Source organism: Comamonas testosteroni ATCC 11996 (assembly GCF_000241525.1).
Classification (GTDB): Bacteria; Pseudomonadota; Gammaproteobacteria; order Burkholderiales; family Burkholderiaceae_C; genus Comamonas; species Comamonas testosteroni.
In genome coordinates, this window is sequence record NZ_AHIL01000041.1 from 106,407 (window position 1) to 131,958 (window position 25,552).

The 25,552-nt window shown below is 64.4% G+C and carries 22 protein-coding genes; 12 read left to right on the forward strand and 10 right to left on the reverse strand.

Going from position 1 to position 25,552, the window contains the following annotated elements; all coding sequences use genetic code 11:
* Nucleotides 1–115 precede the first annotated feature (115 nt).
* From CTATCC11996_RS17880 to CTATCC11996_RS17890, 3 genes are read left to right on the forward strand one after another with little or no spacing between them, the layout of a single operon-like run.
* Nucleotides 116–1,036, forward strand: a complete 921-nt coding sequence (locus CTATCC11996_RS17880) for an AAA family ATPase (protein WP_034349590.1) — start codon at nt 116–118, stop codon at nt 1,034–1,036.
* Nucleotides 1,023–2,264 carry a vWA domain-containing protein gene (locus tag CTATCC11996_RS17885; RefSeq protein ID WP_003078792.1) on the forward strand — a complete coding sequence of 414 codons (1,242 nt, stop codon included), beginning with the start codon at nt 1,023–1,025 and terminating at the stop codon, nt 2,262–2,264. Before CTATCC11996_RS17880 ends, CTATCC11996_RS17885 begins: the two co-directional genes overlap by 14 nt.
* Before the next feature lie 14 nt (nt 2,265–2,278).
* Nucleotides 2,279–2,926, forward strand: a complete 648-nt coding sequence (locus CTATCC11996_RS17890; RefSeq protein WP_003078795.1) for an SRPBCC family protein — start codon at nt 2,279–2,281, stop codon at nt 2,924–2,926.
* Between the two features lie 64 nt (nt 2,927–2,990).
* Here the strand turns inward: CTATCC11996_RS17890 and CTATCC11996_RS17895 are convergent, their stop codons facing one another.
* Nucleotides 2,991–3,374: a nuclear transport factor 2 family protein gene (locus tag CTATCC11996_RS17895; RefSeq protein WP_003078797.1), complete on the reverse strand. Its 384-nt coding sequence runs from the start codon at nt 3,372–3,374 to the stop codon at nt 2,991–2,993.
* Nucleotides 3,375–3,641: 267 nt separating this feature from the next.
* Between CTATCC11996_RS17895 and CTATCC11996_RS17900 the strand changes: the two genes are divergently transcribed.
* From CTATCC11996_RS17900 to CTATCC11996_RS17920, 5 genes are all read left to right on the forward strand, one after another.
* Nucleotides 3,642–5,399 carry an MdtA/MuxA family multidrug efflux RND transporter periplasmic adaptor subunit gene (locus CTATCC11996_RS17900; protein ID WP_042438208.1) on the forward strand — a complete coding sequence of 586 codons (1,758 nt, stop codon included), beginning with the start codon at nt 3,642–3,644 and terminating at the stop codon, nt 5,397–5,399.
* Between the two features lie 24 nt (nt 5,400–5,423).
* Nucleotides 5,424–8,624, forward strand: coding sequence for an MdtB/MuxB family multidrug efflux RND transporter permease subunit (locus CTATCC11996_RS17905; RefSeq protein ID WP_003078801.1), 3,201 nt, complete (start codon nt 5,424–5,426; stop codon nt 8,622–8,624).
* A complete protein-coding gene (locus tag CTATCC11996_RS17910; RefSeq protein ID WP_003078803.1) occupies nt 8,621–11,794 on the forward strand; it encodes an efflux RND transporter permease subunit in 3,174 nt (1,057 codons plus the stop codon). The genes CTATCC11996_RS17905 and CTATCC11996_RS17910 overlap by 4 nt, the downstream gene beginning before the upstream one ends.
* Before the next feature lies 1 nt (nt 11,795).
* Entirely contained in the window at nt 11,796–13,373 is a 1,578-nt protein-coding gene (locus CTATCC11996_RS17915; protein WP_003078805.1) for an efflux transporter outer membrane subunit, read from the forward strand.
* 63 nt (nt 13,374–13,436) lie between these two features.
* Nucleotides 13,437–13,760: a hypothetical protein gene (locus CTATCC11996_RS17920; protein ID WP_003078807.1), complete on the forward strand. Its 324-nt coding sequence runs from the start codon at nt 13,437–13,439 to the stop codon at nt 13,758–13,760.
* Here CTATCC11996_RS17920 and CTATCC11996_RS17925 read toward each other — a convergent pair.
* A complete protein-coding gene (locus CTATCC11996_RS17925; RefSeq protein ID WP_003078809.1) occupies nt 13,757–14,275 on the reverse strand; it encodes an SRPBCC family protein in 519 nt (172 codons plus the stop codon). The genes CTATCC11996_RS17920 and CTATCC11996_RS17925 overlap by 4 nt on opposite strands.
* Nucleotides 14,276–14,360: 85 nt before the next feature.
* On the reverse strand, nt 14,361–14,726 hold the full coding sequence (locus CTATCC11996_RS17930; protein WP_003078811.1) for a hypothetical protein: 366 nt from the start codon (nt 14,724–14,726) through the stop codon (nt 14,361–14,363).
* A gap of 116 nt (nt 14,727–14,842) precedes the next feature.
* Between CTATCC11996_RS17930 and CTATCC11996_RS17935 the strand changes: the two genes are divergently transcribed.
* Nucleotides 14,843–15,514 (forward strand): ABC transporter ATP-binding protein, encoded by a 672-nt coding sequence (locus tag CTATCC11996_RS17935; protein WP_003078813.1) that lies wholly within the window; start codon nt 14,843–14,845, stop codon nt 15,512–15,514.
* On the opposite strand, the gene CTATCC11996_RS17940 is transcribed toward CTATCC11996_RS17935, so the two are convergent.
* From CTATCC11996_RS17940 to CTATCC11996_RS17955, 4 genes are read right to left on the reverse strand one after another with little or no spacing between them, the layout of a single operon-like run.
* Complete coding sequence (locus CTATCC11996_RS17940) at nt 15,501–16,316, reverse strand: LytR/AlgR family response regulator transcription factor (protein WP_003078815.1); 816 nt, start codon at nt 16,314–16,316, stop codon at nt 15,501–15,503. The two genes, CTATCC11996_RS17935 and CTATCC11996_RS17940, sit on opposite strands and share 14 nt — an antisense overlap.
* On the reverse strand, nt 16,313–17,374 hold the full coding sequence (locus CTATCC11996_RS17945) for a sensor histidine kinase (protein WP_003078816.1): 1,062 nt from the start codon (nt 17,372–17,374) through the stop codon (nt 16,313–16,315). The genes CTATCC11996_RS17940 and CTATCC11996_RS17945 overlap by 4 nt, the downstream gene beginning before the upstream one ends.
* A 24-nt stretch (nt 17,375–17,398) precedes the next feature.
* Nucleotides 17,399–17,683, reverse strand: a complete 285-nt coding sequence (locus CTATCC11996_RS17950; RefSeq protein ID WP_003078818.1) for a 2TM domain-containing protein — start codon at nt 17,681–17,683, stop codon at nt 17,399–17,401.
* A 36-nt stretch (nt 17,684–17,719) separates the two neighbouring features.
* Nucleotides 17,720–18,124, reverse strand: coding sequence for a DUF2306 domain-containing protein (locus tag CTATCC11996_RS17955; protein ID WP_003078820.1), 405 nt, complete (start codon nt 18,122–18,124; stop codon nt 17,720–17,722).
* Between the two features lie 282 nt (nt 18,125–18,406).
* Between CTATCC11996_RS17955 and CTATCC11996_RS17960 the strand changes: the two genes are divergently transcribed.
* Together CTATCC11996_RS17960 and CTATCC11996_RS17965 are read left to right on the forward strand one after the other, a co-directional pair.
* On the forward strand, nt 18,407–20,596 hold the full coding sequence (locus CTATCC11996_RS17960) for a TonB-dependent receptor (RefSeq protein WP_003078822.1): 2,190 nt from the start codon (nt 18,407–18,409) through the stop codon (nt 20,594–20,596).
* Complete coding sequence (locus CTATCC11996_RS17965; RefSeq protein ID WP_003078824.1) at nt 20,596–21,855, forward strand: PepSY-associated TM helix domain-containing protein; 1,260 nt, start codon at nt 20,596–20,598, stop codon at nt 21,853–21,855. Before CTATCC11996_RS17960 ends, CTATCC11996_RS17965 begins: the two co-directional genes overlap by 1 nt.
* 74 nt (nt 21,856–21,929) lie before the next feature.
* On the opposite strand, the gene CTATCC11996_RS17970 is transcribed toward CTATCC11996_RS17965, so the two are convergent.
* Nucleotides 21,930–22,208 (reverse strand): PsiF family protein, encoded by a 279-nt coding sequence (locus CTATCC11996_RS17970; RefSeq protein ID WP_003078826.1) that lies wholly within the window; start codon nt 22,206–22,208, stop codon nt 21,930–21,932.
* Between the two features lie 213 nt (nt 22,209–22,421).
* Here CTATCC11996_RS17970 and CTATCC11996_RS17975 point away from each other — a divergent pair, with 213 nt between their 5' ends.
* Nucleotides 22,422–23,246, forward strand: coding sequence for an undecaprenyl-diphosphate phosphatase (locus CTATCC11996_RS17975; RefSeq protein ID WP_003078828.1), 825 nt, complete (start codon nt 22,422–22,424; stop codon nt 23,244–23,246).
* A 137-nt stretch (nt 23,247–23,383) separates the two neighbouring features.
* On the opposite strand, the gene CTATCC11996_RS17980 is transcribed toward CTATCC11996_RS17975, so the two are convergent.
* Both CTATCC11996_RS17980 and CTATCC11996_RS17985 read right to left on the reverse strand, forming a co-directional pair.
* On the reverse strand, nt 23,384–24,259 hold the full coding sequence (locus tag CTATCC11996_RS17980) for an alpha/beta fold hydrolase (protein WP_003078830.1): 876 nt from the start codon (nt 24,257–24,259) through the stop codon (nt 23,384–23,386).
* A 60-nt stretch (nt 24,260–24,319) separates the two neighbouring features.
* On the reverse strand, nt 24,320–25,303 hold the full coding sequence (locus CTATCC11996_RS17985) for a proteasome-type protease (protein WP_003078832.1): 984 nt from the start codon (nt 25,301–25,303) through the stop codon (nt 24,320–24,322).
* Nucleotides 25,304–25,552: the final 249 nt, after the last annotated feature.

A 25,552-nucleotide genomic window follows, 5' to 3' on the forward strand; every position in this document is an offset into this window, starting at 1 on the left:
CGCTGCGGGGCGGCCCTTGCTTGCTGTCTCTTTCTTGCAGAGCGCACTCGCCTGGTTTTGTACTGAATCATGAAGAAAACTGGCTCTGGTCTATATGGATAAGGTGCAGGCAGCTATGAATACCGAAGTGAAGAGCGCTCTGCAGTCGGTGGATGGGCTGCTCGCCGCCTTGCAGGAGGTGGGTTATTTTGCGGACCGGCGTCTGGCCACGGCCGTGTTTCTGGCACTCAGGCTGCAGAGGCCCCTGCTGCTGGAGGGCGAGCCGGGCGTTGGCAAGACTTCGCTGGCCCAGGCGCTGTCCCAGGTGCTGGAGCGGCAGCTGATCCGGCTGCAGTGCTATGACGGACTGGAGCAGCGCGAAGCGCTGTATGAGTGGAATTACGCGGCGCAGCTGCTGCATCTGCGCGCGGCCGAGCTGCGGGGCGCGGCGGAGCTGGAAGCGGTCGAGCAGGAGGTCTATCAGCCGCGCTATCTGGTGCGCCGCCCTTTGCTGCAGGCCCTGCAGGCGCCCGCGCCCGGCGCGGTGCTGCTGATTGACGAGGTGGACCGGGCCGACGAGCCTTTCGAGGCCTTTTTGCTCGAATATCTGGGCGAGTACCAGGTCAGCATTCCCGAGCTCGGCGTCGTCCGGGCCCAGGTGCCGCCCGTCACCATCCTGACCAGCAATCGCACGCGCGATCTGCATGATGCGGTCAAGCGCCGCTGCCTCTACCACTGGCTGGACTACCCCGAGCGCGAGCGCGAGCTGGCCATCGTCCAGTCCAAGGTGCCCGAAGCCGGGGCGGCGTTGACCGAGCAGATCGCCCGTTTTGTGGACCGGCTGCGCAGCCGTCCGTTTGCCGATGCATTCGAGCGCACGCCCGGCATTGCCGAAAGCGTGGAGTGGGCCAAGGCGCTGGTGGCGCTCGACACCCTGGTCATAGACCCCGAGCTGGTGCACGAGACGGCGGGCATTCTGTTCAAGCAGCGTGAAGACGTGGCGGCGCTCACTCCAGAGCGTCTGCAGCAATTGCTGGAGCCCGATGCCACAGCCTGAGCTGCAAGCGCAGTCGCCAGTCCGACCCGCAAGCGTGAGCTGGTGGGGCGATGCTCGCAGCGGCAAGCTACCCGTCAATCTGCTGGGGTTTGGCCGAGCCCTGCGCCGCGCGGGGCTGGCGGTGGATGCCGAGCGCCTGGCATTGGCCCAGCAAGGCCTGATACTGGTGGGCATGAGGCGTGAGGACGTGGCTGCCGCGCTGGAGGCTGTGCTGGTTTCGCGTGAACAGGACCTGGGGGTCTTTCGCGAGCTGTTTGCGGCCTACTTTCGCAACCCCGAGGTGGCCCAGCAGCTTTTGAGCCAGTTGCTGCCGGGCGCGCCGGAGGCTGCCAGGCCGCGTCACAGGCCGCGTGTGCAGGAGGCCTTGACGGCGATTCGTGCCGCACAGCAAAAAACCGCGAGCGAGGAGCTGACGCTGGATGCCGCCATGTCGGCCAGCGACCGGCACAGGCTGCAGCATGCGGATTTCAATCAGCTCAGTGCCAGCGAGTACCGCCTGGTCCAGCAACTGGCGCGCGATATCCGTTTGCCGCTGCCCAGCTATCGCAGTCGCAGAAGCGAGTTGCGCGCCTCGGGACTGCGGGTGCACTGGCCCGCCAGCCTGAAAGCTGCGGCAGCCACGGGCGGCGAGCTGGCACTGCTCAAATGGCGCAGGCGCAAGCGGCTGCCCATGCCCTGGCTGGCGCTGGTCGATGTGTCGGGCTCCATGGAGCGTTATGTGCGTCTGTTGCTGGCATTTCTGCACCAGGCCACCAGCCCTCGGCGCTATCCGCAGCTGCGCCGCCATGTTTTCAGCATGGGAACCAGCCTGCAGGAGCTCAACCGGGCTTTTGCTCACAGCGACCCCGATGCCATGCTGGCCCAGCTCAATCGCGACATTGACGATTTCGGCGGCGGTACCTGCCTGGGGGAATGCCTGGCGCAGCTGCGCCGGCAGCAGGCGCGCCATCTGGTGGGCAGGCGTACCCTGGTGCTGCTGGTCAGCGACGGGCTGGATACCGGCGACAGTGCGCTGCTGGAGCGGGAGCTGCAGTGGCTGGCACGGCACAGCGCGCGCATTGTCTGGCTCAACCCCTTGTTGCGCTTTGACGGGTATGCCCCGCTGGCCAAAGGCGCGCAGGTACTGCATCGTCACAGCCATGCCATGCTGGCCGTGCACAACCTGCAGTCGTTGCAGCAACTGGCTGCCCACCTTGCGAAGCTGCTGCAGCTGCCGCACCGAGATTGAAAAAGGAGAACACCATGGAAATGCATGCCAGCCGCCCTCTTGCCGTGAGCCAGCAGCAGGCCTGGGAGGCGCTCAACGATCCGCAAACCTTGCAGCAATGCCTGGCCGGCTGCGAGAAGTTCGAGGATGCGGGCGATGGCTCCTATGCCGTGATCATGTCCGTGAAGATCGGTCCGGTATCGGCCAAGTTCAACGGCCGGGTCACGCTGTCGGATGTGCAGCCGCCCAAGAGCTACACGATCGCCTTTGAAGGGCAGGGCGGAGTGGCCGGCTTTGGCAAAGGCCAGGCCAAGGTGGATCTGACTCCCACCGATGAGCGCCACTGCGAGCTGCAGTACGAGGTGCAGGCCCAGGTCGGCGGCAAGATTGCCCAGCTGGGCCAGCGCCTGATCGACGGTGCAGCCAAGAGCATGGCCGAGGATTTCTTTGCGCGCTTCGAAGCCTTGATGCAGCAGCGCCACGCTAGCGAGAACCCCGAAGACGAAGGCGGTTCAGAGGAGCTGGATACACGCTCCTGGGAGCACGACGCGGCTTCCACCAGCTACGCCCCGCTGGACGCCACACCTTCGGCGCCACCGCGCGAATCGTCTGGCATCCCCGTCTGGGCCTGGGGCCTGGGAGCTGTCATCGTGCTGGGCGCGCTCTGGCTGCTGACCCGCTGACCTGCGCGTGAATAAAAAAAGCCCCTGAGCCTGAGGCCAGGGGCAGGGTGCAGGTGGCTTCGCCTTACTGAGGCTGGGCGTGGAAAGCCTTGTTGGCAATCTTCCAGCCCTGCTCGGTCTTGAGCAGCACAAAGTAGTCGGTAAAGGTCACGGCACCATGGAAGAGCGTGACCTTGGCCATGGCGGCCGTGCCCACGATGTCCAGGGAGTCGATGACGCGGCGACGCGTGGCTTCGTCGGCAGCAGGCGTGTTCTTGAAGCGCTGGCAGTAGAAGTCCAGATCCCAGGAAGTCAGCGGGCCTTCGCGCACGGATTCCAGCCGGGCCGTGGGCATGAAGGCTGCACGCATATGCTCGGCATTGTCTTCGGCATGGCCGCGCATGTACAGCTCCAGCGGCACGCGCACGGCGGCTTCTTCAGGGTGATTGGTCAGGCGTTCGGTGGTCATATGGGTTTCTCCTTGGAGCCGGATTCCCTGCGCCGCATGGCGGACGCAGCAATGGCAGTGTCAGCCGCCAAGCATGAGGCCTGAAAACACCGTCATTGCTGCTATGAAAGTCAGCACTGTTTAAGTCTCCGAATGGGGAACTTCAGCAGGTAAACCCAAGGTAAAGCGGGGGTAAATGCAGGCAAAGCCGGCGCTGCCTGACCCGGGGTTTGATTGCAACTGGATACCATTGGCGCCAATTCAGGCTCGAAATTCCTGCGCTCAACCATGTCCAGCTCATCCAAATTGCACCTCAATCGTCATTCTTTACAGCAGGGCAAGGTCCGGCCCGCGATTCTTGCCAGTGTGGTGCTCGCTGTGGCTGCCGCTGGCGGTGGCTATTGGTGGTACACGCAAAAACAGGGTGCAAGCGGTGACACGTCTGCGTCCGCAGCTCCCAAGCAGGGAGCGGGCGGGCCCGGTGCACGCGCAGGGCGCAATGGTCGCGCAGGGCCGGGCGGCCCCGGTGGCATGAGCCAGGCTCAGCCCGTGAGCGTAGGCGTGGTGGAGCAACGCGACATGCGCGTGCTCGTCAGCGCCATCGGCACCATGAATGCACGCGCCACGGCCGTGGTGCGCGCCAAGGTCTCGGGGGAGCTGCTCAAGCTGCACTTCAAGGAAGGTGACGAGGTCAAGGCGGGTCAGTTGCTGGCCGAGATCGACCCGCGCAGCTTTGCTGCCTCGCTGGCGCAGGTGCAGGGCTCTCTGGCACGCGACCAGGCCCAGCTCAAGAATGCGCAGCTGGATCTGCAGCGCTACAAGGAACTGCAGGCCCAGGACTCGATTGCCCGCCAGCAGGTCGATACCCAGGCCGCGCTGGTGCGGCAGCTGCAGGGCACGGTGGCGGCTGACCAGGGCCAGGTCGATGCGGCCAAGCTGCAGCTGAGCTATACCAGGATCACGGCGCCCATCTCGGGTCGCCTGGGCCTGCGCCAGGCCGACCTCGGCAATGTGGTCAATCCTTCTGATACCAACGGATTGGTGACGATCTCCCAGATTCGCCCCATCGACGCCGTCTTCTCCATTCCCGAAGCCCATGTCGGCACGCTGGCCCAGCAGTTGCGCGAGGGCAAGCTCATGCCCGTCGAGCTCTGGGACCGTGAGCAAAAGCAGATGCTGGCCAAGGGCCAGCTCAATGCGCTGGACAACACCATCGACACGACCACGGGCACGGTCAAGGCCAAAGCCTCGTTCGACAATGCCGAGCGCAAGCTGTTCGCGAATCAGTTCGTCAACGTCAAGCTGCAGCTGCGCCAGATCGATCAGGCGTTGGTCGTGCCCGCGAATGCGGTGCAGAACAATTTTGTCTATCTGGTCAAGCCCGACAACACGGTCACCCAGCGCAAGATCACCGTGGGCGTGACGGACGGTGACTATGTCAGCGTGCGCGGCGAGCTGGAGCCCGGCGACAAGGTGGTGACCGACGGTATCGACCGCCTGCGCGAAGGAGCCCAGGTGACGGTGGTGGACTCCGAAAAAGTCAAGAAGGTCGACCAGGCCGTGCAGGATGCCGCCAACCAGCCGCGGGGCATGATGCGAAACCTCAGTCCCGAGCAGCGTGAAAAAGTCGCCAAGATGACGCCCGAGGAGCGCAAGGAGTTCTTCCAGAAGCTGCGCGCCGAGCGCGGCGGCAATGGCGGCAATGCGGGCCCAGGCCCCCGTGGTGCGGACGCCCGTGGCGATCAGCTGCGTGAGGCGCAGGGCAGTCCCTCCAAGCCGGACGCCAAGGCCGAAGCCAAGCCGGATGCCAAGCCTGCAGCTGGGAACGAGGCCAGGCCTCAGGCCGGCGCCGAGCGTGGTGACGGCAGCGAGGGCCGAGCCGAGAGAGCCGAGGGCCGGGGTGACCGTCCCCAGCTGACACCCGAGCAGCGCGCCAAGCTGGAGGCCCTGTCGCCCGAAGAGCGTCGCGCCTTCTTCCAGAAGCTGCGCGCCGAGCGCGAAGCCAATGGGCAGACCGGCACGGCCGCCGGCGGCACGGGCCGCTGAGCATAGTCAAAGCCTGCGGCCATCATGAATCTCTCGCGCCTCTTCATTCTCAGGCCCATCGCCACCAGCTTGCTGATGGTGGCGGTGCTGATTTCGGGCATTCTCGCCTACCGTCTGCTGCCCATCTCGGCCCTGCCCGAGGTGGATTACCCCACGATTCAGGTCACCACCCTGTATCCGGGGGCCAGCCCCGATGTGATGACCTCCAACGTCACGGCTCCTCTGGAGCGCCAGTTCGGCCAGATGCCGGGGCTGGACCAGATGTCCTCGACAAGCTCGGGCGGTGCATCGGTGATCAGTCTGCGCTTTGCGCTCGATATGTCCATGGATGTGGCCGAGCAGCAGGTGCAAGCCGCCATCAACGCGGGCACCAATCTGCTGCCCAGCGACCTTCCCATGCCCCCGCTCTACAGCAAGGTCAACCCGGCCGATGCGCCGGTGCTGACGCTGGCCATCAGCTCGCCTTCGCTGCCCGTCATCAAGATCAACGATCTGGTGGAGAACCGCCTCGCGCCCAAGCTCTCCCAGGTCAAGGGTGTGGGCCTGGTGGCCATTGCCGGCGCGCGCCGCCCGGCTGTGCGCATTCAGGCCAACCCGGCTGCGCTGGCCAGCTTCGGCATGACGCTGGATGATGTGCGCACCGCCATCTCTGCGGCCAACGTCAAGACCGCCAAGGGCAGCTTTGACGGCCCCAACCGCGCATCGACCATCGATGCCAACGACCAGATGCAGTCGGCGGCCGAATACCGCAACCTCATCATCGCGTTCAAGAACGGCAACCCCGTGCGCCTGTCCGATGTGGCGCAGACCGTGGACGACGCCGAGAACACGCGTCTGGCCGCCTGGTCGGGCACGCCCGAGACCGGCTCCAAGTCGGCCGTGATCCTCAATATCCGTCGTCAGCCCGGCGCGAACGTGATCGAGACGGTCGATGCCATCAAGAACCTGCTGCCCCAGCTCAAGGAGACCCTGCCTGCCTCCATTGACGTGCAGGTGCTGACCGACCGCACAGTGACCATTCGCGCCTCGGTCAAGGACATGCAGTTCGAGCTGGCGCTGGCCATCGCCCTGGTGGTGATGGTGATCTTCCTGTTTCTGCGCAGCGCATCGGCCACGCTGATTCCCAGTGTGGCGGTGCCGCTGTCTCTGATAGGCACCTTCGGCGTCATGTATCTGGCGGGCTTTTCCATCAACAACCTCACGCTGATGGCCCTGACCATCGCCACGGGCTTTGTGGTGGACGATGCCATTGTGATGATCGAGAACATCGCCCGCTACGTGGAAAAGGGCGAGCCGCCCATGCAGGCCGCGCTCAAGGGCGCCAAGCAGATCGGCTTCACCATCATCTCGCTGACCATCTCGCTGGTCGCAGTGCTGATTCCGCTGCTGTTCATGGGGGATGTGGTGGGACGTCTGTTCCACGAATTCGCCATCACCATGACGGTGGCGATTCTGATCTCTGCCGTGGTTTCGCTCACGCTCACCCCCATGCTGTGCGCGCGCCTGCTGCGCCACCAGCCCGAGGGCGAGAAGAATCAGGCGCAGTCCAGGGGCTTGGGCGCTGCAGTCGGGCGCTTTTTCGACAAGGTGATTGCCGGGTACGGGCGCATGCTGACCTGGGTGCTGGATCACAGCAAGCTGACCTGGCTGGTGTTCATCGCCACGCTGGTGGTCACGGTGCTGCTGTACTTCGTCGTGCCCAAGGGCTTCTTCCCCGAGCAGGATACGGGCACGATTGCCGCGACCACCGAGGCCGATCAGTCCATCTCCTTTGCCGCCATGGCCGAGCGCCAGCAGGCTTTGGCCGAGCATTTGCTCAAGGACCCGGCCGTGGCTTCCATCTCCTCGTTTATCGGCGTCGATGGAACCAATACCACGCTCAATACCGGCCGCATCCAGATCGACCTCAAGCCCCATGCCCAGCGTGAGCGCCTGCCCGTGGTGCTCAACCGCCTGGCCGAAGACTCCCGGGCGGTGCCCGGCATCCGCCTCTATGCCCAGCCCGTGCAGGATCTGACCATAGAGGACCGCCAGGCCCGCACGCAGTACCAGCTGCTGCTGTCCTCACCGGACATGAGTCAGCTCACGGCCAGCACCAGGATTCTGGTGGAGCGTTTGCAGCAACTGCCCCAGCTGCTCGATGTGAGCAGCGATCTGCAGAACCAGGGTCGCCAGGCCTATGTGCAGATCGACCGCGCCCAGGCCAGCCGCCTGGGCGTGACGGTCTCGTCGGTGGACTCGGCCCTCTACAACGCTTTCGGCCAGCGCCTGATCTCCACCATCTTCACGCAGTCCAACCAGTATCGTGTGGTGCTGGAGGTGGCGCCGCAGTTCAAGATCGGGCCCGAAGCCCTGCAGAACATCTATGCCGCATCGAGCAATGGCGCACCGGTGCCGCTGTCCTCGATTGCCACGGTGAGCGAGCGCCCGATGGCGCTGGCCGTCAACCATGTGGGGCAGCTGCCTGCGGCCACCATTTCGTTCAACACCGCATCCGGCGTGTCGCTGGGTCATGCGGTGGAGGCGGCGCAGACCATCATTGCACAGCTGCGCGACGAGGGGCAGATCCCGCTGTCGGTGGATACGCAGTTCCAGGGCGCGGCGCTGGCTTTCCAGGCCTCGCTGTCCAACACTCTGCTGCTGGTTTTGGCCGCCATCATCACCATGTACATCGTGCTGGGCGTGCTCTACGAGAGCACGATTCACCCGATCACGATTCTCTCCACACTGCCGTCGGCGGGCGTGGGTGCGCTGCTGGCGCTGCTGGTGTCGGGGCTGGACCTGGACATCATCGCCATCATCGGCATCATCTTGCTGATCGGCATCGTCAAGAAGAACGCCATCATGATGATCGACTTCGCGCTGGACGCCCAGCGCGAGGAAGGCATGAATGCGCGCGACGCGATCTATCAGGCCTGTCTGCTGCGTTTCAGGCCGATTCTCATGACCACGCTGGCGGCCCTGCTGAGCGCGCTGCCCATGATGCTGGGAACGGGCGTGGGCAGCGAGCTGCGCCAGCCCCTGGGCGTGACCCTGGTGGGCGGCCTGCTGCTGAGCCAGTTGCTGACCCTGTTCACCACGCCGGTGATCTATCTGACCTTTGAAGGCTGGGCCGAGGGCTGGCGCACCAGGCGCGGCCTGCCGGCTGTCAAGCATGTGCCGCATTCCGAAGCCGAAGTCATGGGCGAGGCAGGCGACGGCGGCCAGGACGGGGCGCGTCCATGAGCATCTCCACGCCCTTCATCTTCCGGCCCATTGCGACCCTGCTGCTGACCATCGGCATGGCCCTGGTGGGCGGCGTGGCCTATTTCCAGCTGCCGGTGGCACCGCTGCCTCAGGTGGACTATCCAACGATTTCGGTGACCGCCAGCCTACCCGGCGCGGCGCCGGACACCATGGCGGCCACCGTGGCCACGCCGCTGGAGCGCGCCCTGGGTGCGATTGCGGGCGTCAACGAGATGACCTCCAGCTCCAGCATGGGCAGCACGCGCATCACGCTGCAGTTCGATCTGACGCGCACGGTGGACAGCGCAGCCCACGATGTGCAGGCCGCCATCAATGCGGCGCGCACGCTGCTGCCTTCGGGCATGCCGGGCAACCCGACCTATCGCAAGGTCAACCCGGCCGATGCGCCCATCATGATTCTGGCGCTGACGTCCGAATCCCTCACGCGCGGCCAGATGTATGACGCGGCCTCCACGGTGCTGGCGCAGAAGCTGGCCCAGGTGGAGGGCGTGGGTCAGGCATCGATCAACGGCGGCGCGCTGCCGGCCGTGCGGGTGGAGCTGGACCCGGTGCGGCTGGCCGCCAACGGCGTATCGCTGGATGCGGTGCGCACGGCCATCACCGCCACCAATGCCAACCGCCCCCTGGGCGCCGTGGAGCGTGAAGACCACTATTGGCAGGTGGCCACCAATGACCAGGCCCGCACCGCCGCCGAGTACGCACCGCTGGTGCTGCGCTGGAACAACGGCAATGCGGTGCGGCTGTCCGATGTGGCCGATGTCACCGACTCCGTGCAGGACATACGCAACTACGGCGTCATGAACGGCAAGCCCGCCGTGCTGCTGCAGGTGTTCAAGCAGCCCGATGCCAACATCCTGCAGGCTGTGGACAAGGTGCGCGCCATGCTGCCCCAGCTCAGGGCCTCCATCAATCCGGCCATCGATGTCACGGTGATCTCGGACCGCACGCCCACGCTGCGCGCCTCGGTCAAGGAGGTGCAGAACGCGCTGCTGATCTCGATAGCGCTGGTCATCATGGTGGTGTTCGTCTTTCTGCGGCGGCTGCGCGCCACGCTGATTCCGGCCGTGGCCGTTCCCGCCTCGCTGATGGGCACCTTCGGCGTCATGTATCTGTGCGGCTACACGCTGGACAACCTCTCGCTGATGGCGCTGACGGTGGCCGCAGGCTTTGTGGTGGACGATGCCATCGTGGTGCTGGAGAACGTGATGCGCCACATGGAGCGCGGCAAGACCGCCATGCAGGCGGCCATCGAAGGCGCGCGCGAGATCGGCTTTACCGTGGTCTCCATGAGCCTGTCGCTGATTGCGGTGTTCGTGCCCATTCTGTTCATGGCCGGCATCGTGGGGCGGTTCTTTCGTGAATTTGCCGTGGTCATGTCGGCGGCGATTCTGGTCTCCATGATCATCTCGCTGACCACCACGCCCATGATGTGTGCGGCCCTGCTGCGCACACCGGCAGAGGAGGAGCGCCGCCGCGCCGAGCGTGCCCGGCGCCCGTTCACGCGCCGCTGGGATGCCTTCTGGCTGCGCGTCTCGCTGGCCATGGATCGCTTCGAGGCGCGTGTGACGGCGCTGTACCGCCGCACCCTGGCCTGGGGTTTGCGCCACCAGCCGGTGGTACTGCTCAGTCTGGTGGCGGTCATCGGCCTCAACATCCATCTCTACCAGACCATAGACAAGGGCTTCATGCCCAGCGAGGACACGGGCCGCGTCATGGGCTTCATCCGTGCCGACCAGTCCACGTCCTTCCAGGCCATGGAGCGCCGCATCAAGCGTTTTCTCGATGTGGTGCAGCAGGATCCGGCGGTGGAGTATGTGACCGGCTTTACCGGCGGCGGCCAGGCCAATTCGGCCAATATGTTCATGTCGCTCAAGCCCATGGCCGAGCGCAAGGTGTCCAGCGACGAGGTCATCAACCGCCTGCGTGAAAAGCTCAAGGACGAACCCGGCGCGCGCCTGTTCATGATGACCCAGAGCGATGTGCGCATCGGCGGACGCCAGAGCATGTCTTCCTATCAGTACACGCTGCAGGCCGACGATACGGCCGAGCTGCGCCTGTGGGAGCCGCGCATCCGTCAGGTGCTCTCCACCCTGCCGGAGCTGACCGATGTCAACAGCGATGTGCAGGACAACGGCATGCAGACCAAGCTGGTCATAGACCGCGACCAGGCCACGCGCCTGGGCCTGACGGTGGCGCAGATCGACAACACGCTCAACGATGCCTTCGGCCAGCGCCAGGTGGGCGTGATCTACAACCCGCTCAACCAGTACCGCGTGGTGATGACGGCCTCGTCCCAGTATCTGCAAAGCCCTGAGACGCTGCGCGGCTTCTTCTTCGTCAACAGCGCGGGCCAGCAGATTCCGCTGACTGCCTTTGCCAGGATCACCACCTCGACCACGCCGCTGTCCGTGCAGCACCAGAGCGGCACGCCGGCCAGCACCGTGAGCTACAACCTGGCGCCCAATGTCTCGCTGTCGCAGGCCAATGACGCGATCCGCAATGCCATGCTGGAGCTGGGCGTTCCGGTATCCATCCGCGGCAGCTTCAGCGGCTCGGCCGGGGCCTTCCAGCAGGCGCTGGCGGGCCAGCCCCTGCTGATTCTCGCGGCCATCATCACCATCTATCTGGTGCTGGGCATCCTCTACGAGAACCTGGTCCACCCGCTGACGATTCTGTCCACCTTGCCTTCGGCCGGCGTGGGTGCACTGCTGGCGCTGATGTGGTTCAAGACCGAGTTCTCGCTGATCGCCTTCATCGGCGTGATCCTGCTGATTGGCCTCGTCAAGAAGAACGCCATCATGATGATCGACTTCGCGCTGGAGCGCGAGAAAGGCGGCCATGCCACGGCGGCCCAGGCCATCTATCGCGCATGCCACCTGCGTCTGCGCCCCATTCTGATGACCACCATGGCAGCCCTGTTCGGTGCGCTGCCCCTGGCCCTGGGCCGGGGCGACGGTGCCGAACTGCGCCAGCCCCTGGGCATTGCGATCGTGGGCGGTCTGCTGCTGAGCCAGTTGCTCACGCTCTACACCACGCCCGTGGTCTATGTGCTGCTGGACCGTGTGCGTCTGCGTGTGTTGCGCCTCTGGGCGCGCCGTCCGGCCAGAAGGCGCGGCGGCCGGGCCTCTGCCATGGCTGAGGCGAAGTGAGATGAATATGCCAGCACAGTTTTTGAATCAAATCGGCTTCAACCTCAATCAGGGTAAGCGTAAGAAGCTCACTTTTATGAAGAATTCTCCCCGGGCACTGCCCCGCTGGATGCCGCGTCTGCTGCCGCTTGCCACGGCGCTGGCGCTGGCGGCCTGTTCCACCCAGCCCGCCTATCAGCCGCCCCGGCTGGATGTGCCGGCCCGGTTCAAGGAGGCCACGCCTGAGGCGGCGCAGTTCGGCATCTGGCAACCGGCGCAGAGCTCGGCGGCCAGCCCGGCCGCGGCAGTGCCAGACCAGTGGTGGACGGTGTATGGCGACAGCACGCTGGATCAGCTGCAGCAAGCGGCAGCCGCAGGCAATCCCAGCGTGGAGCAGGCCGTGGCTCGTCTGCGCTCGGCCCAGGCCGCCGTCGCCAGTAGCCGCGCCGCGCAATTGCCCACGCTCAGCACCACGGGCAGCGGCTCGCGTGCCTTGACCGGCGGCGGCACCTACAGCAACACCAACGGCGAGAACGTGGCGCGCAGCGGCAGCATCAACAACAACTTCTCGCTGGGCCTGAGCGCTAGCTGGGAGCTGGATCTCTGGGGAAAGCTCTCGGGCGCGGTGGACGCCAGCCGCGCTTCGGCCCAGGCCAGTGCCGACGATCTGGCTGCTGCCCGTCTGTCGGCCCAGGCATCGGTGGCCCAGACTTATTTCTCGCTGCGTGCCGCCGAGGCGCAGATGAAGTATCTGCAGGAGAGTCTGGAGGCTTACCAGCAAAGCCTGAAGCTCACGCAGAACCGCTACCAGGCGGGCGTGGTGTCGTCGGCCGATGTGGCCCAGGCCCAGTCCCAGTACAAGAGCACCCAGGCCAGCCTGCTGGAGGCCAGCATCACGCGTGCCCAGTACGAGCATGCGTTGGCGGCCTTGCTGGGCAAGGCTCCGGCCAATTTCAGCCTGCCGGTGACCGGCCACCTGCCGACGCCGCCTGCAGTGCCTGAGATGCTGGCCTCCACCTTGCTGGAGAGGCGCCCCGACATCGCTGCTGCCGAGCGCCGCGTGGCCATGGCCAATGCGCAGATCGGCGTCGCGCGTGCGGCCTATTTCCCCTCGCTGACCTTGTCGGCATCGACCGGCTATCGCAACTCCGTGCTCTCCGATCTGCTCAATGCACCGAATCTGTTCTGGTCGCTGGGCCCGGCCCTGGCCATGAGTCTGTTTGACGGCGGCGCGCGTTCGGCGGCCGTGGAATCGGCCCGTGCCGCGCTGGACCTGAATGCCGCCACCTACAAGCAGACCGTGCTGACGGCGCTGCAGGAGGTGGAGGACAACCTGGTCGCCGCCGTCAATCTGGCGCAGGAGGAGCAGGTGCAGACCGAGGCCCTGGCCGCAGCTCAGAAATCGCTGACCGTGGCCAACAACCAGTACCAGGCCGGCATCGTGGCCTATCTGAATGTGCTCTCGGCCCAGACGACGGTGCTCAGCGCCCAGAACAGCCTCAACAGCGTCAGAAACCGCAGGCTGACGGCCGTGAACACCTTGCTCAAGAATGTGGCAGGGCGCTGGGAGTCGCTGGATGCGGGGCAGCGCAAAGAGTGAGCGCGTCGTGCAGGCTTGTGGTCTGGGTTACAACGGTGGCTCTGTTGTTGTGAAGATCAAACCATGAGCATTGCTGTTTTCTACCTGCGCAATTCCGAGTCCGAGGGCCAGACACCGGTCTGGCAGCCGCAATGCCGGGCCTTCTCCGATGCGCAGATGAGCGAGGCGCTGGCCCTGTGCCAGCAACTGCGCAAGGACGAGCGCCATGCCCATGTGGTGATTTCGTCGGAGTTGCGCGATATGGTCGGGCCTGTGGGCGTGTCTGCGGTCGAGGACGGCAAGACGCCCGACGGAGTGGACTATCAGTGGAGCAAGGCCGGGCGTGCCGGGGCCAGTCGCAGAAATGCGGCCGAGCCGCCCAGGCAGCGCCAGGATATGGATTGCTAGGCCGCCTGTACCTTGGCCAGATAGCCGGCCAGCAACTGCATGCTGCCGCTCCAGCCCATGTTCATGCTGGCGTGCGAGCTGTCGAACACCGCTTCTTCCACGGCACTTGCGTTGAGGGCGCGCCACTCCAGATGCAGGCGCGTGCCGCCAGCTTCCTCGCTGAGCGTGGTGGTCGACAAGGTATGGAGCGGCCATTGCGGCGCCATCGGGTGGCGCGTGACACCGCCGGCGGCATCGCTGAACTGCACCACGACGACAATGCGCTCGGGCGCTTTGAGCTCCCTGAAGCTCCATTTGCCCCACATGGCAGGCGCCTGGGGCATGGCCTCGGCACGCATGCCGTAATGAAAGCTGCCTCCTTCGCGTGCATCCACTTCGCATTGCGTCATCACCATACCCGGTGGGCGCATCCAGTGGCTCAGGTGCTCGCCTTGCGTGAAGGCCGCGTAGACCAGTTCGCGCGGTGCCTTGATGAATTGCTCGATGACAAACGGGGCAGAGAGTCGCTCGGTCATGGCATTGCCTTTGCAAATCGCTTGGAGCCGTCCATTGTGCACAGTGCGCACCTGACTTCAAGTGCTGCAGTCTCTGGCTTGGATGTCAGGCTTCGAGGTCAAAGGCCTGGCGCAGTGCATCGCCGAACTGGGTGGAGCCCGAAAGACAGAGGCTTACCGTGGTGCGGCCCGTGGCCGAGGCCTGCAGCTCCAGCTTGCCTGCCGCCTTGTCGAAGCGGGCGCTCAAGGGCTCGCCGTCGTCGTCCTGCGCCTGCAGGTCATAGTCCCAGTCATTGCCATCCTCCAGGGGCCCCTGGCGGCCCGCAAACTTCTGGCTGGCCCAGCACAGCAGAGCTTCGATTTCGCCAGTCAGTTCCGGCACGCGCTCGGCCTTGACGCTGGCCATTGCGTCCCAGGTGCCCGTGCCTTCTTCATCTTCGCTGTAATCGAATTCCAGATAATCCAGAGCCATGGCATATTGCGCGCTATTGAGGGGACGTCATTGTGCCTGTGCCTTGCTTCTCGCTTGGCTGTGGGTTCTTTGGCAGTAAACAGCCGTACACCTAGATATACAAGGCATTGTCAGCTATGAATTCTGATATCGATGAAGATTGCGAATCTCGCTGCATGGTGCAGGCCCTGCAGGTGAGCTTTGGCTACCCGGGCCGAACCGTGGCTCATGAGGCCTCGCATTGCTGGCATGCCGGGCTGTGCCTGCTGCAGGGCGACGAGGGCACGGGCAAGACCAGCTGGCTCAAGGCATTGGCCGGGCAATTGCCCCTGCGCATGGGCTTGCTGCACTATCCGTTCGCTGACAACGGCCGCCTGGCTGCCAGTTCCTGCTTCTGGCAGGACCCGCGCCAGCCGCTCAACGATGTCTACAGCCAGATGTCGGCCCAGAGCTGGGTGGCTTTGCAGCGCACGCTGTATCCGCATTGGTCGCAGAAGCAGTTCGAGCAGCATGTGCAGGGCTTCGGGCTGGAGCCGCATTTGCACAAGCCGCTGCTGGCCCTGTCTTCGGGCACGCAGCGCAAGCTGTGGATGGCAGCGGGCTGGGCCAGCGCCGCCGAGCTGGTACTGATCGACGAGCCGCTGGCGGCGCTGGACAAGCCGTCCGAGCGCTATGTGCAGCATGCGCTGGCTGCCATGTCCGCCGAGCTCAAGAACCCGGCGCGGCCCCGCAGCGTCATCGTGGCGCATTGGGATGCCATGCAGGGTGTGGAGTGGGAGGATGTGATGGAGCTGGCTACATCGCCTTGAACCGCGCTGCGTAGAGACGGCTGACAGCCAGCTTTTCAGGGCGCTCGCGCAGCAGCAGGCTCAGGCGCCCGGACTCGTCACGCTGGGCGCTGGCAATGGCTTGAGCGCGCACCACGGTGCCGCGATGGATCTGCCAGAACTCGCGGGCGTCCAGCTGCGGCAGCAGATCCTTGAGCGGAGTGCGGATCAGATACTCCTGAGCGGCCGTCAGCACGCGCAGGTATTTGTCGGCGGCTTCGAGGTAGATGATGTCCTGCACCCTCACCATATGGATCTGGTTGCCGACGCTGGCCTGAATGATCTGCAGCGCGGCGGGGCCCTGCCCCAGCAGTTGCTGCTGCAGCCCGAGCAGCTGTTCGAGCTGACGGTGATTGTGCATGGCAAGGTCCGTGCCCTGTACCTGCTGGCGCTGCTGCCACCACTGCTGCAGGCGCTGCACGGTCTGCCCCAGGCGCGCCGCCTGCACCGGCTTGAGCACATAGTCCATGGCGCAGGCCTCGAAGGCTGCCAGGGCGTACTGGTCGTAGGCGGTGACAAAGACAATCGCCGGCAGTGCTTGCTCCTCAGGCCAGGCATCGGCGATTTCGGCGGCGGCTTCCAGCCCCGTCTGGCCAGGCATGCGAATGTCCAGGAACAGCAGATCGGGCAGTCTGGTCAGCGCCTGCTGCACGGCACTGATGCCGTCGGCCACGCTGGCCTCGATATGCAACTGGGGCCAGAGCTGGCCCAGCAACTGCTGCAATGCCAGGGCCAGCAGCGGTTCATCTTCGGCAATCAGGGCGCGCGGCGGACTGGTGTTCATGGCTGGGACTTCAGGGGTAATACGATGCAGGCCCTGGTTCCGCCTGCGCTGTCTGCTGTCAGATCGAAGCGGGCAGTGCCGCCGTAGCGGCTGGCCAGACGTTCGCGAATCTGCTGCAGGCCAAAGCCGGAGCCGGAAGGCGGCTGGCCAGGCCGCACTGGCAGGCCCAGGCCATTGTCATGCACGCTGAGCAGGAGATGGCGGTCATCCAGCATGCTTGCCTGAACGGCGATGTGGCCGCCGGCCAGCTGGGGCTCCAGTCCGTGGCGAATGCTGTTCTCCACCAGCGGCTGCAGCAGCAGGGTTGGCACGGGCAGTTCGGCCAGTTCAGCGGGCAGATGCAGGCCATAGCTGAGCCGGTCGCCCATGCGGATCTGCATCAGGGCCAGATAGTCGGCCAGCAAGGCAAATTCGCTGGCAAGACTATGGGTGCCGCTGCGCGAGCCGGCTAGCGTGGCACGCAGGTAGGCAATCAGATGATCGAGCATCTGCTCGGCGCGTGGCGCATCGGTGGCGATCAGCACACGCAGATTGGCCAGGGTGTTGAACAGCATATGCGGCTCCAGCTGGGCCTGCAGCAGGCTGAGCCGGGCTTCGGCGGCCTGGCGCTGGGCCTGCTCTGCCTGCATTTGCAGATGGCGCGACTTGCCCACCACATAAAAGCCCCAGGACATGGCAATGCTGGTCGCCATGGTGATGGCAAGCGGCAGCCATAGGGAGGGCCGGGCTGCCGCTGGCAGTTCGGGATGGAACTGCTGAACGTAAAGGTGCCCCAGCGGATTGCCCAGAACCAGACCTGCTGCAATTCCCAGCGGCACCACGGCCATGCCGCGCATGCCGCGCGGCCAGGGAATGTCGTCGGACTCGCGCCAGCGCAGCCTTAGCAGATCGATGCTCAGCCAGCTGATCAGGCCGATGGTCAGCGAATAGGCAAGGTTGACATCCCACAGGCCCTGGCCGAGTGCCGTCAGGGCCGCAGCGATCAGCAGACAGGCAGCCACGGTGATGCCGGCGTGACGAAAGAGGGGAGCGGGCGCAAACATGGACATGACGGGCATGGTAGGTGATGGGGGGCCTGGCATCTAGCGCTTTTCGCTGCGCTGCAGCGCTTTCAGCTCGTGCTCCAGCAGTTGCTGAAAGAGCGGACTGCCGGGCGCCAGCAGCCAGACCACGACTCCATGAATCAGCAGGCCCAGGCCCCAGCCCAGAGCCGGGTAGACGGCCCAGTGCCGTCCCTGGCTCAGAGCCAGGGCCATCAGTCCCAGATTCACTGCGGCATAGACCGCAGCATGGATATACCAGCCCAGCTTCATGCCGGCGCGGCGGCGTGCCTGCCGGTGCAGAGCGTCTTCAGAGATCGGGTTCATGTCTTTTCCTTGTCGAGCGTGGAATGAGGGTGGGTTTCAGGCCAATTGCTGCCACAGCAGATTGCCGAGCAGCCGGCCCGGAAGCAGCGTGAACAGTCCCGCGACGACGCAGCTGCCGAAGTACAGCTTGCGCATGACGCTGCGGTGCTGGGCAATGCGTCGATGGGCCAGATGCCAGAAAGACAAGGCCAGGCCTCCCAGCGTCACGGGGATCAGCAGATGAACGGGCGTGAAGCCTGCCCAGTTGGGCAGCTTGAAGTCGCGTATGAACAATGCGGAGATGGCAGTGGCCAGCATGAGCAGCACAAAGCCATAGCCTGCGATTCTGTGCAGCCAGGGCAGCGGGCTGGCATGGCGCCTGGCCCACAGGGCGATGGCTCCGGCAAGAGTGGCCGCGATGGCGGAACTCATGTGAAAGGCAATCAAGGGCGTGAGTTGCATGGCTGGCTCCTGGTGGTTGCACATGACTGTGCAAGTCGGGCCTGCTGCCGACCAGCGCTTTGCGACGAAATGACCAGACACGGGAGCCAGCTGCACCTCAGCAGGTGTGAGTGGTGTACTGGTTTTGCTTGTGTTTGTTTGTGCGCGCACACATATCACGCAGCAGCGTCAGGGCATGCAGCCTGCCTTGGATCCCGTTGAAATTTCAGGGTGTTTGATACCGGCAATGAGATTGATTACTAAAATTAACGATTCTGAAAATCATTCTCAATAACTTCAATAATGTTCCTGCTCCGACCGATTTCCCTGGCTGCCCTCGCACTGTGCAGCCAGCAGAGTGTTTTTGCCCAGACTTCCAGCGCTGAATCAGAAGCTGCCCTGCAGACCGTGACCGTGGAGGCCAGCGCCGATGCTTCGGCCCAGGGTCTGGCCAAGCCTTTTGCGGGTGGGCAGGTGGCACGCGGCGCGCGTGTCGGCGTGCTCGGAAACCAGGACATGATGGAGACCCCGTTTTCCGCCACCAGCTATACCAGCGATCTGATTCAGGATCAGCAGGCCAAGAGCGTGGGCGATGTGCTGCTCAACGATGCGGGCGTGCGCTCGGCGCGCGGCTTCGGCAACTTCCAGCAGGCCTACTTTGTGCGCGGCTTTGTGCTGTATTCCGACGATGTGGCCTATAACGGCCTGTACGGTCTGGTGCCGCGCCAGTACATGGCGTCGGAGTTCGTGGAGCGTGTGGAAGTGTTTCGCGGAGCGAATGCCTTTCTCAGCGGTGCGGGTGCGGGCAGCGTCAGCGGCGGCGGTCTGGGCGGCCTGATCAATGTGGTGCCCAAGCGCGCCGGCAACGAGCCGCTCAATCGTGTGACCCTGGGCGGTGCCAGCGGCGGCCAGACCTACGCCGCTGCCGATGTGGCGCGCCGTTTCGGCCCCGATGATGCAGCCGGTGTACGCCTGAATCTTGCGCGTCGCAGCGGCGGCACCGGCGTGAGCAACGAGAAGGTCCACACCACTGTCGGTTCGCTGGGCCTGGACTGGCGCAGCAGCCGTGCACGCCTGTCGGCCGATCTGGGCTGGCAGGAGCACAAGCTGACGGCGCCGCGTCCATCGCTGACACCTTCGGGCAATCTGCCCATTCCGGCAGCTCCTGACAGCAAGACCAACTACGCCCAGCCCTGGACCTACTCCAACAGCCGCGACCTGTTCGGCACGGTGCGCGGGGAATACGACTTCAATGACCAATGGACCGGCTGGGCCGCTGTGGGCATGCGCCGGGGCAGCGAGGACAACGCGCTGTCGGGCCTGACGCTGTCCAGCGCGGCTGGCGATGCCACGGTCAACCGCTTCGACAACACCCGCAAGAACCGCGTCAAGACCGGCGAGCTGGGGCTGCGCGGCAAGTTCGAGACCGGCTCGGTCAAGCATTCGGTGGTGGCTTCCCTGTCGGCCTTCGATTCCAGCGAGCGCAATGCCTGGGGTTACAACTACGCAACCGGCCAGAGCAACAACATCTACAACCCGGTGGCCCTGCCTGCGCCTGGCTATACCGGACTGGGCGGCATACTGGGCAGCCCGCGCGAGACCGAGCGCATCAAGACCAGCAGCCTGGCGCTGGCCGATACCCTGGGCTTCATGGACGAGCGCCTGCTGCTGACAGTGGGCATGCGCTACCAGAGCATCAAGGTCGACGGTTTCGATGCCACGACGGGCGCAAGCTCGGGCAGCTACGACAAGAGCCGCGTGACTCCGGTGGCGGGCCTGGTGTTCAAGCTGACCCCCGAGGTGTCGGCTTATGCCAACTACATTGAAGGTCTGGCCAAGGGCGGCAGCGCGCCCATGACCAACGGGGGCCAGGTCGTCAGCAATGCTGGCCAGGTGTTCGCTCCCTATGTCTCCCGCCAGAAGGAGGTGGGTCTCAAATACGACGGCGGCAATATCGGCGCCAGCGCCTCCTTCTTCACCACCAGCATGCCCAGCGCCTATGTGCAGAACAATGTCTACGGCGTGTTCGGCAAGCAGCGCAACCGCGGTCTGGAGTTCAATGTGTTCGGCGAGCCCGTCAAGGGCCTGCGCGTGCTCGGCGGCCTGACCCTGCTGGACGCCAAATACCTGACCACGGCGAGTGGCGCCAATGACGGCAAACGCGTGGTGGGTGTGCCCCGCAGCCAGGCCAATATCGGCGCTGACTGGGATGTGCCGGGCGTGCGCGGCCTGGCATTGAACGCACGGCTGATGTATACCGGCGCGCAGTACGCCAATGCCGGCAACACCCAGCGCGTGCCGGCCTGGACCCGCTTTGACCTGGGCGCCCGCTATCTGATGGACGTCGGCGGCAAGCTGGTGACCCTGAATGCACGCGTGGACAACGTGGCCAACCGCAACTACTGGGCCTCGGTCGGCGGCTACGCCACCAACGGCTATCTGGTCCAGGGCGCGCCGCGTACCTTCTCGCTGACCGCCAGCGTGGACTTCTGATGCGCGCTCTGTGGACTGTGGTTCATCGCTGGGTCGGCCTGTTTCTCGCGGCCTTCCTGGTCATGACCGGTCTCACGGGGGCGGTGCTCTCGTGGGATCATGAAATCGACGACTGGCTCAACGCCGACATGCTGCACACGCCGGGGCGCGGCCCGCTGCAGACGCCGCTGCAACTGGCCCAGGCCGTGCAGACAGCCGATGCGCGCGCCGAGATCTCGTATATGAGCCTGGGCCTGCGCGAGGGCGAGGCGGCCTCCTTTCTGGTGCGCCCGCTGCTGGACCAGGGCACGGGCAAGCCCCATGTGCTGGGCTACAACACGGTGTTCGTGGACCCGGTGACGGGAGCCATCACCGGCCACCGAGACTCCAAGAGCCTGGCCCTGAGCTGGCGCAATCTCATGCCCTGGCTGCGCCATCTGCATGAAAGCCTGCTCAGCCCCACGTTTGCGGGCAGCAACCGCTGGGGCTACTGGTTCATGGGCGGTCTCGCACTGTTGTGGCTGGCCGACAGCTTCTGGGCGCTGGTGCTGACCCTGCCGGTGAAGAAGAAGGCGGCTGCGGCCGGGGCGCAGGACGCCCCCGCCAAGGCTGGCGGCAAGTCCTGGTGGGCACGCTGGATGCCGTCCTGGCGCATACGCTGGGGCGCCGGTGCCTACAAGCTCAACTTCGATCTGCACCGCGCGGGTGCGCTGTGGATCTGGGGCGTGATCGTCATCGTGGCCTTTACATCGTTCTCGATCAATCTCTACCGCGAGGTGTTCTATCCCGTAATGAGCAAGGTCTCTACCACCACGCCCGGCCCCTACGAGACGCTCAAGCCGGCACCTTTGGGCAGCTTTATCGAGCCCAAGATCGGCTTTGCCACGGCCATCGAGATCGCGCGCCAGGAAGCGGTGAGGCTGGGTATCAAGACCGAGGCCGGAGGCATCTGGTATGGCGGGGATTTCCCGTTCTACAACGTGTCCTTCTTCGATCCCGACGACGAAACCGGGGCCATGGGCATGGGGTTGTCCAATGTCTATGTGAGCTCGGAAAGCGGTGAGGTGCTGGGCAGCTATCGCCCCTGGCACGGCACGGGGGCCGATGTGTTCGTGCAGCTGCAGCTGCCGCTGCACAGCGGCCGCATTCTGGGCACCTTCGGACGTGTGCTGATATCGGTGGTCGGCGTGATGGTGGCCATGCTGTCCATCACCGGCGTCATCATCTGGTGGAAAAAACGCCGTGCCCGGCGAACGGCCCTGGCAGCTGCCTCAGCCTGAAACCACAAAGCCACCCTGCGGTGGCTTTGTGCATTGCGCGCTGCGCGCGGGAGCGGCAAAGCCGCTCAGGCCCTTCAGTCCTTCTTCAGGCACTCGCTCATGAATGCCTTGCGCTCGTCGCCCTTTTTGCCCGCAGCGTCGACATTGCAGCTCTTCATGCGTTCCTGCTGGCGCTTCTTGCCGTCGGACAGGCAGGACTTCATGAACTCCTTGCGCTCATCGCCCTTCTTGCCGGTGGCTTCGGTGTTGCAGGTGCCCATGAGCTGCTGCTGGGCGGTTTTGGGTTTGTCGCCGGCAGCCATGCTCATGCTGCAGGCCAGGGACACGACAGCCAGGACCACAAATTTTTTCATGATGGTGTGATTTTTGAAAAAACGCCGACAACCGGCGCGCAGCTATTGCAGCACAAGCGCGTGACTTTGCCCAGAAGCGCCGACCGTGTCTTGTAAAAGTTTGCGATTGTCTGTCGATTGGTGGCCGGAAAAGGTCTTGTGAGCGCGAGCGGGAAAATGGCGAGCGGATAATGGGCGGCTTTGCTTCAACCCTGCATCCAAAGGACGATTCGCGTGGATACTTTATTGCTGGTCAAGGCCGCCATCATGGGCATTGTGGAGGGGCTGACCGAGTTCTTGCCGATTTCCTCAACCGGCCACCTGATCCTGGCCGGTTCGCTGATGGGTTTTGTCGGCGGCAAGGCCAAGGTGTTTGAGATTGCGATCCAGACCGGGGCCATCTTTGCCGTGATGCTGGTGTACTGGCAGAAGATCCGGGACACGCTGGTGGAGCTGCCCAGCAGCCGCCAGGCGCAAAAGTTCGCGCTCAATGTCCTCATCGGCTTTTTGCCTGCCGTGGTGCTGGCACTGTTGTTCGGCAAATATGTGCAGGAACACCTGTTCACGCCGGTCATCGTGGCGACCACCTTCATCCTCGGCGGCTTCGTGATTCTGTGGGCCGAGAAGCGGCCCGCCGCCGCCACTCGCGTGCAGTCGGTGGACGATATGACGGCTCTCGATGCGCTCAAGGTCGGCCTGGTGCAGTGCTTTGCCCTGGTGCCCGGCACCAGCCGCAGCGGCTCCACCATCATCGGTGGCATGCTCATGGGCCTGTCGCGCAAGGCGGCCACGGACTTCTCGTTCTTTCTGGCCATGCCCACGCTGATCGGCGCGGGCGTCTACAGCCTCTACAAAGAGCGCGCGCTGCTGTCCATGGCGGATGTGCCGCTGTTTGCCGTGGGCCTGATCTTCTCGTTCATCAGCGCCTGGCTGTGCGTGCGCTGGCTGCTGCGCTTTATCTCCACCAACAGCTTTGTGCCATTTGCCTGGTACCGCATCGTTTTCGGCATCATCGTGCTGGTGACGGCCTATACCGGCATCGTCGACTGGCACCATTGAGCTGCCTGGCGCTGCCCACAAAAAAGCCGCTTGCGTGATAGCAAGCGGCTTTTTTTAATAGCTAACAGCGCTTGTTCTGATTGAATTTCAGATAATTTTGATGATGAAATCGTTATCTGATAAGCGCAAGAAGCTATCTATTTATGAGTGCTTGCCGCGAGTTTCTGCAAAATGGTCTGCTCCATATTGAGCAGTGACGCCTCGATGGCGGCGGCTGTGGCCTCGGGGCGCTCCATGGGAAACAGATGACCGCCGTCCAGCATGGTGATGCGCCCGCGGGTGATGCGCTGCGTCATCTCCATGCCCACCTGGCGCATCTCCACCGACGAGCGACCGCCGATGAAGGCCACCGGGCAGCGCACGGGGTGACGCCTGAGCTGGTTGTTGAGATTGCTGGGCAGGGTGTTGTAGATGGCGGTCTCCACCTCGCGCCTGAACAGCAGGCTGCGCTTGCCCTGGTCGTCCTCCAGGCCGAGCTGCACATAGTCCTGCAGCACCTGCGGGTGCCACTGGGCAAACGCCTTCTTGCCGCGAAAGTACTCCAGCGCCTCTTCGTTGCTGGCCCAGGTGGTGCGCCGGCGCTGGCTGATCTTGCCGGGGGAGACAGAGGCCACGATCTGCGTCTGCTTGGCCAGGCCCACGGCGTTCGCCTTCCAGCCGCCCAGCAGGGGCGAGTCGATGAGCAGAACGCCGCGCGCCAGATCGGGGCGTTTGGAGGCGGCCTGAAAACTCAGAATGCCGCCCAGCGAGTGGCCCACCAGATAGACCGGCCGGCCATGCTGCTCGACCTGCTGCTCGATATATTCGATGAGCTCGTCCACCAGATGCGGCCAGTGGTTGGTGACCGGGCGCTGCGGGTCGTGGCCGAAGCGCTGCACGCCGCCAGCCTCGATACCGCGCTGGCGCAGCAGCGAAAACAGCAGGCGATAGGTACCTATGGGAAAGCTGTTGGCATGCGCGAAGACCACGGGCAGGGTGTTCGTCGTGCTGGTGCTGGTAGTGGGTTGGGACATGGCGCGGGACGGGCTGGACAGGAAAAACGCCCCGAAGGGGCGTTGGATGCGTCGATCAGTTTAGCGCTTGGACAGGGCTGCCTGTCTTTGCATGCGAGCCTGCTCTTCTGCCGTCTGAAGGCGCTGGTATTCATCGGCCATGCTCAGGCCGGCCTGAGCCGGCACCACGGGCTGGCGCAGCGCGGCGGGGGGAATATTGCCTGCACCCAGCCCGTGGGCCGAGCGTGATGCAACGGGGGCTCCCACTTTGATCAGCGGATGGGCGCGCGGGCTGTGAATGCGGATCGGCGTATCGGTCTGGCCGCCGTCCCAGGCCGGATCGTCGATGCTGTCGAAGACATGGCGCAGGCGCTCGCCCCAGCTGTCGTGCAGCATGCGCAGATAGGGGTTGTCGGCGTCCAGGCAGACAATGCGGTCCGTGGCGAAGCGGTTGTTCTCGTAGACGATCAGATCCAGCGGCAGGCCCACCGAGAGGTTGGACTTGAGCGTGCTGTCCATGGACACCAGAGCGCACTTGGCGGCTTCGTCCAGCGGGGTCTCGGAGGTGATGACGCGGTCCAGCACGGGCTTGCCGTACTTGGATTCGCCGATCTGGAAGTAGGGCGTCTCGCCCGTGGCCTCGATGAAGTTGCCCGCCGAATAGACCTGGAACAGGCGCATGCGCTCGCCCTGGATCTGTCCGCCAAAAATCATGGAGACATTGAAGTCCACCCCGGCGCGCTGCAGGGCTGCGGCCTCGCGCTCATGCACATGGCGCACGGCAGCGCCCAGCACGCGCGCGGCATCGAACATGCTGCGCACATTCCAGATGGTCAGCATCTCGTCCGTGGTCGTGTCGTGCAGCTGAAAGCTCTCCAGCAGCTCGCGCACCGACTGGGTGATGGACAGATTGCCGGCCGATTGCAGCACCATGAAGCGCTCGCCCGGTTGCTCATACAGCATGACCTTGCGGAAGGTGCTGATCTGGTCGAGTCCGGCATTGGTGCGGGAGTCGGACAGAAACACCAGGCCGGCGTTGAGCTTGAGGGCGACGCAGTATGTCATGGGTGATAAAGACAATAATGAAAAACGTATGAATGCCAGGCACAGCAAGTGCTTTGTGCTTCAAAATAGATAGCTTAAAACGCAGGCTGCCACGTGATTTTAGAAGGGTTTTAATAGTGCCGTTGGCGGCCCTGTCACTGTTGCCAATGCCCTGCCCAGGCCCGGCTGCGGGGCCCGGCTCAGGAAGTCCCTGAGATGCACGCCCGGGATGCGTGAGAAGATGCCGCCCCTTGATAGAACACTTGCTTA